Origin of the sequence: Mesorhizobium sp. M7A.F.Ca.CA.004.12.1.1 (assembly GCF_003997835.1) — a bacterium.
In the GTDB taxonomy this organism is placed as follows: Bacteria; Pseudomonadota; Alphaproteobacteria; order Rhizobiales; family Rhizobiaceae; genus Mesorhizobium.
Map to the genome: position 1 here is coordinate 1 of NZ_RZRK01000421.1, position 5,459 is coordinate 5,459.

The window sequence follows — 5,459 nt, forward strand, 5'->3', positions numbered from 1 at the left end:
GTGCGGGACGACGCCAATCCCGCAGCCGCACCCGACGAGCAACCGTTTCCGGCCGACGCGGCGAAATTCCGCATGGTTCATGTCGCTAACGGCCGTGCCATGATCCAGGACGACGCTGGCCTCTGGATCGTCCAGCGCGGCTCGATACTGCCTGACTCCAGTCAGGTGTCCTCCATCGAGCAGCGCAACGGCAAATGGGTCATGGTCACCAGTGCCGACCGGGTGATCGAACTCTCCAGATAAACGATCTCCGGCTCCCGCCATCCGCAAGGCCCGCGCAAGACTGGCGGCCTAGTCTCTGGGTACCTGCTCGGAGATTCCCATGGAGCCCGTTTCCCTTTTCGACCTCGCCGCCAAGCAAGCGCAATGGCTGGCCGTGCGCCAGTCGGCAGTCGCCGGCAACATCGCCAATGCCAACACGCCAGGCTATACGGCAAACGATGTCGAGCCATTCGAAAAGGTGCTCGACCGCGCTGCCGTATCGCTGCAGGCGACCCAGGCCGGCCATCTCGGCAATGCGGCGACCAATGCCGGCTTCACCATCAAGCCGCAGGAGAATGACGGCGTCGTCATGCCGTCCAAGAACTCGGTCGTTCTGGAAGACCAGTTGCTGAAAGCCGGCGAGGTGCGCCGCTCCTTCGAACTCAACACGGCGATCGTCAAGGCGTTTCATACGATGATGATGATGGCGGTGAAGAGCTGACCATGGACGCACTGACCGCAGCCCTCAAAGTCGCAGCATCCGGCCTCGGCGCCCAGTCGGAGCGCCTGCGCGTGGTTTCCGAAAATCTCGCCAACGCCCAGTCGACCGGCACCGCGCCCGGCTCCGATCCTTATCGCCGCAAGACCATCAGCTTCGTCTCCGAGCTTGACAGGGCCTCCGGCAGCTCAACCGTTGCAGTGAATTCGATCGATCGAGACCCCAGCGACTTTCCAGTCGAGTTCCAGCCCGGCAACGAGGCAGCCGACGAGAAGGGCTACGTCAAGATGCCCAACGTCAACGTGCTGATCGAAATGGCCGACATGACCGAGGCCAACCGCTCCTACGAGGCCAACCTTCAGGTCGTCAAGCAGGCCCGCGACCTGATTTCCATGACCATCGACCTGATGAGGAACCAGTAATGATCAGCGGTATCGGAGCGATTCAGTTCAAGCCGTCGATCGGCGGCGACGACACGGCCACAAGCCTGCTCCAGGGCGGTGCGACACCTTCGGCCGGCGGCACCATCGGCACCTCCTTCGCCGAGGCGCTGAGCCAGGCAGCCTCCAAGACCGTGAACACGCTGCAGAATGCCGAGCAGGTATCGTTGCAGGCGCTCAAGGGCGACGCCGACACCCGTCAGGTGGTCGACGCCGTGATGAGCGCGCAGCAGGCGCTTCAGACCGCCGTCGCCATCCGCGACAAGGTGGTTTCCGCCTATCTCGAAGTCAGTCGAATGGGCATCTGAGGAATTCCGCCATGAAAGCACTCGCCATCGCCGCCACCGGCATGAATGCCCAGCAGACAAATCTGGAAGTCATCGCCAACAACATCGCCAACATCAACACCACCGGCTACAAGCGCGCCCGTGCCGAATTCTCCGACCTGCTCTATCAGGTCGACCGTACACAAGGCGTGCCCAACCGCTCCAACGCCTCGCTGGTGCCGGAGGGCGTCTCGATCGGCCTCGGCGTCAAGACGACGGCCGTGCGCAACGTGCACACCCAGGGCGAACTGACCAGCACCGGCAACAGTTTCGACCTGGCGCTGACCGGCAGGGGCTGGTTTCAGATCGAGGGTGCCGACGGCGGCACGCTCTACAGCCGCGCCGGAGCTCTCAACACCAACGCCACCGGCCAACTCGTGACGGTCGACGGCGCTGCCGTCATTCCGGCAATCAATGTTCCCGTGGATGCCGTCGAGGTCATCGTCAACAAGACCGGCCAGGTCTTCGCCCGCATCGATGGCCAGACCGACCTGCAGAACCTCGGGCAGCTTCAGATCGCCAACTTCGCCAACGAGGCCGGCCTGGCGCCGCTCGGCGACAATCTGTTCCAGGAAACCACGGCTTCGGGGCCGGCGAATGTCGGCGTGCCGGGCGATCCCGGCTTTGCCACCATCCAGCAGGGCTATCTCGAAGCCTCCAACGTCGACCCGGTCAAGGAAATCACCGAACTGATCTCGGCGCAGCGCGCTTATGAGATGAACTCCAAGGTCATTCAGGCCGCCGACGACATGGCCTCCGTGGTCTCCAAGAACATCAGGTAACGCATGATGTCGACGCCCGGCCTCCTGTCCGCATTCCGCCGCACCGCGCTCGTCCTTGCGCTGGTGACCGGCACGATGCCGGCTTTTGCCCAGGAGTCGACCAACCAATCGGCCACCCGGATCGCCAGCAATCAAGCTGGCGGCGAGGTGGTGCTTATTCCGAGCCGGGTAATCTATCCCGGCGAGACCATCAACCTGGCTGCCCTGAAACAGGTCACCCTTATCGTCGGCAAGCGCAAGCCGGAGGCGGTCGCCACGCGAGCCGAAGAACTGGATGGCAAGGTCGCCAAGCGCACGCTGCTGCCCGGCCGCTACATTCCTTCCACCGCCATCCGCGAGGCCTGGCTGGTCGAACAGGGTGCTTCCGTGCAGATCTTCTTCATCGCCGGCGGGCTGACGATCTCGGCCACCGCCGTGACGCTGCAGCCGGGAGTTGCGGGCGACCTCGTCAAGGTTCGCAACATCGACAGCGGCAAAATCCTGTCCGGCACGGTGATGGCGGACGGAACCATCCAGGTCAGCGCTTCATGATGCGCGGGCTTACCCTGATGCTGGCAGCCGTGCTTGGCCTGCAGCCGGCGCTGGCCGATGGCCTGACGTCGAAGGCCAAGCGCGAGCTCGCCGCCAAGAATGGCGGCGTCTACAGCGATCCCGAATATGATCCGGCCACCACCAGCCGCATGTTCCGGGTGTCGACCGGGCCAAGTTCGCTGCCGCCGGGCCAGGTCGCCGCGCGCATCAAGGACATCGCCCAGCTGCAGAGTTCGCGCGACAATCAGCTCGTCGGCTACGGCCTGGTCATCGGCCTTGCCGGATCGGGCGACAGCCTGCGCAACTCGCCATTCACCGAACAGTCGATCCGCGCGATGCTCGAAAATCTCGGCATCGCCACCGAAGGCGGCAGTGCGCGCGCCAAGAATGTCGCCGCCGTCATCGTCACCGCCAACATGCCGCCCTACGTGCAATCGGGCGCCCGCATCGACATCGACGTCTCCTCGATGGGCGACGCGACCTCGCTTTCCGGCGGCACGCTGATCATGACGCCGCTGAAGGCGGCGGACGGCGAGATCTATGCCGTCGGCCAGGGCTCGGTCATCGTGTCCGGCTTTACCGCCCAGGGACAGGCCGAGCAGCTGACGCAAGGCGTGCCGACCTCCGGCCGCGTGCCGAACGGCGCCATCGTCGAGCGTGCTGTCCAGGCCGAGTTCGACGATCAGGCGATCCTGACGCTGCAACTGCGCAATCCCGATTTCTCGACCGCTATCCGCATCGCCGACGCCATCAACGACTACACCGGCCAGCGCTTCGGCATGCGGGTGGCGGCGGAGCGCGATTCGCGCACCGTTCAGATCAGAAGGCCGAAAGGTGTCTCGGCGGCCCGCTTCTATGCCGAGATCGAGAATTTGGTGGTCGAATCCGACACGCCGGCCCGTGTCGTGATCGACGAGCGCACCGGCACCATCGTCATCGGCAATGACGTCAAGATCTCACGTGTCGCCATCAGCCACGGCACGCTCACCGTGCGCATCACCGAAGCGCCGCGCGTCGTCCAGCCCGAGCCCTTCTCCAAGGGCGAGACCGCCATCGAACCGTTCACAGCCATCGACGCCAGCCGGCCCGACGCCCGCGTTGCCGTGCTGGACGGACCCGATCTCCAGACCCTCGTTTCCGGCCTCAACCGCCTCGGCGTCAAGCCGGATGGCATCATCGCCATCCTGCAGGGCATCAAGTCGACCGGGGCCCTGCAGGCCGACCTGGTTCTGCAATAGGCGATGCCGATGACGCGCTTCTTCTCACACCACGAAAGACACCGCACCGCTGCGATCCTGCTCGCGTCCGCCATTCTCGCGACGCTGCCCTTTGCCGGCGACACTGCGCGCGGCGAGGAGACGGTCCGCCAGGTCCTGCCGGGAGCACCGGTGGCAGCGACGCCGCAGCAATTGACGCGGGAAAAGGCGCCGGACCAAAGCGAGATCGAGCGCTTCTGCTCAAACATCGCCGACGCCGCCCGCGACCGCCGCTATGTCCTGCAGGCGGAGGAACTGAAGCAGCTCCAGGCCGGCATTGACGAGCGCATGAAAGCTCTCGATGCAAAGAAAGCTGAATACGAGACCTGGCTGAAGCGACGCGAGGTTTTCCTGGCCCGGGCAGAGGACGGCGTGGTCCAGATCTACGCCGGCATGAAGCCCGACGCCGCCGCCGAGCGGCTGGCCATCGTCAACGCCGATCTGGCTGCGGCCATATTGATGAAGCTCGATACACGCAAGGCGAGCGTCATCCTCAACGAAATGGACCAGAAGGCAGCGGCGACGCTCACCGGCATTATGGCCAGCGCAGCCCGAAGGGTAGATCCGTCATGATCCGGAAAATGCTTGTCCTGTGCGCGGTCACCATGCTGTCGGGTTGCGGAACCAACCTCAAGGAGGTCGGCAGGGAGCCGGCCCTGTCCCCGGTCGGCTCCGGCATCGATGGCGGCAGTACCGGCTCCCTCTATCGCTATCCGCAAACGCCGCCCGCGCCAGTCAAGAAATTCTCGTTGTGGGACGACCGCCAGAGCCGGCTGTTCACCGACCCGCGGGCGCTGTCCCAGGGCGACATCCTGACGGTCAAGATCAAGATCAACGATCGGGCCAACTTCAAGAACCAGAACGACAGGAGCCGCACCGCCAATCGCAAGCTCGGTTACGACCTCAGCGCGCAGTGGGACCAGTGGAGCACAGCCGGCAAGGGCGCTGGGGCTCTCAGCTCCACCACGGACACGACTGCCGACGGCGAGATCAAGCGCTCGGAGACACTTGAGCTCAATGTCGCGGCGATCGTCACCGATGTGCTGCCCAACGGCAATCTGATGATCACCGGATCGCAGGAAGTGCGCGTCAACGCCGAGCTCAGGGTGCTGACGCTCGCCGGCATCGTGCGGCCGGCCGATATCGGCGCCGAAAACACCATCCCCTACGAACGTATCGCCGAGGCCCGCATCTCCTACGGCGGACGCGGTCGCATCACCGAGGTCCAGCAGCCTGCCTACGGCCAGCAGATTCTCGACCAGGTTCTTCCGTTCTAGGATCGGAGCAGGGCGCCGTGGCAAATATCGAACAGGTTCAGCCACGCAAGGGTCCCTCCCCTGCCATCCAGGCCGGCCTGCTGCTGCTTGTGACGGCGGCCGCCATTGGCATGGGCTGGATGGCAGGGGAGGGACCCTTGCGTGGCT

The 5,459-nt window shown here is 64.6% G+C and carries 8 protein-coding genes and 1 pseudogene; all 9 read left to right on the top strand.

Translation table 11 applies throughout. The features are described from left to right. Nucleotides 1-243 (top strand): annotated as a pseudogene (locus tag EN984_RS21170) (hypothetical protein); the annotation flags it as partial. Nucleotides 244-322: 79 nt separating this feature from the next. Beyond that, the gene (flgB, locus tag EN984_RS21175; protein ID WP_027038255.1) at nt 323-703 is read left to right on the top strand and encodes a flagellar basal body rod protein FlgB; all 381 of its coding nucleotides are present in this window, start codon (nt 323-325) and stop codon (nt 701-703) included. A 2-nt stretch (nt 704-705) separates the two neighbouring features. Further along, a complete protein-coding gene (flgC, locus tag EN984_RS21180; protein WP_013529797.1) occupies nt 706-1,122 on the top strand; it encodes a flagellar basal body rod protein FlgC in 417 nt (138 codons plus the stop codon). Further along, nucleotides 1,122-1,448, top strand: coding sequence for a flagellar hook-basal body complex protein FliE (locus EN984_RS21185; RefSeq protein ID WP_127383934.1), 327 nt, complete (start codon nt 1,122-1,124; stop codon nt 1,446-1,448). Before flgC ends, EN984_RS21185 begins: the two co-directional genes overlap by 1 nt. Before the next feature lie 11 nt (nt 1,449-1,459). Then, nucleotides 1,460-2,248: a flagellar basal-body rod protein FlgG gene (gene flgG / locus EN984_RS21190; protein WP_013529795.1), complete on the top strand. Its 789-nt coding sequence runs from the start codon at nt 1,460-1,462 to the stop codon at nt 2,246-2,248. Between the two features lie 3 nt (nt 2,249-2,251). Further along, nucleotides 2,252-2,779 carry a flagellar basal body P-ring formation chaperone FlgA gene (flgA, locus tag EN984_RS21195; protein ID WP_127268380.1) on the top strand — a complete coding sequence of 176 codons (528 nt, stop codon included), beginning with the start codon at nt 2,252-2,254 and terminating at the stop codon, nt 2,777-2,779. Continuing rightward, nucleotides 2,776-4,017 (top strand): flagellar basal body P-ring protein FlgI, encoded by a 1,242-nt coding sequence (locus EN984_RS21200; protein WP_127268381.1) that lies wholly within the window; start codon nt 2,776-2,778, stop codon nt 4,015-4,017. The genes flgA and EN984_RS21200 overlap by 4 nt, the downstream gene beginning before the upstream one ends. A gap of 9 nt (nt 4,018-4,026) precedes the next feature. Next, nucleotides 4,027-4,608: a MotE family protein gene (locus EN984_RS21205; protein ID WP_127268382.1), complete on the top strand. Its 582-nt coding sequence runs from the start codon at nt 4,027-4,029 to the stop codon at nt 4,606-4,608. Next, nucleotides 4,605-5,312, top strand: a complete 708-nt coding sequence (flgH, locus tag EN984_RS21210) for a flagellar basal body L-ring protein FlgH (RefSeq protein ID WP_127268383.1) — start codon at nt 4,605-4,607, stop codon at nt 5,310-5,312. Before EN984_RS21205 ends, flgH begins: the two co-directional genes overlap by 4 nt. The last annotated feature ends 147 nt before the right edge of the window (nt 5,313-5,459 follow it).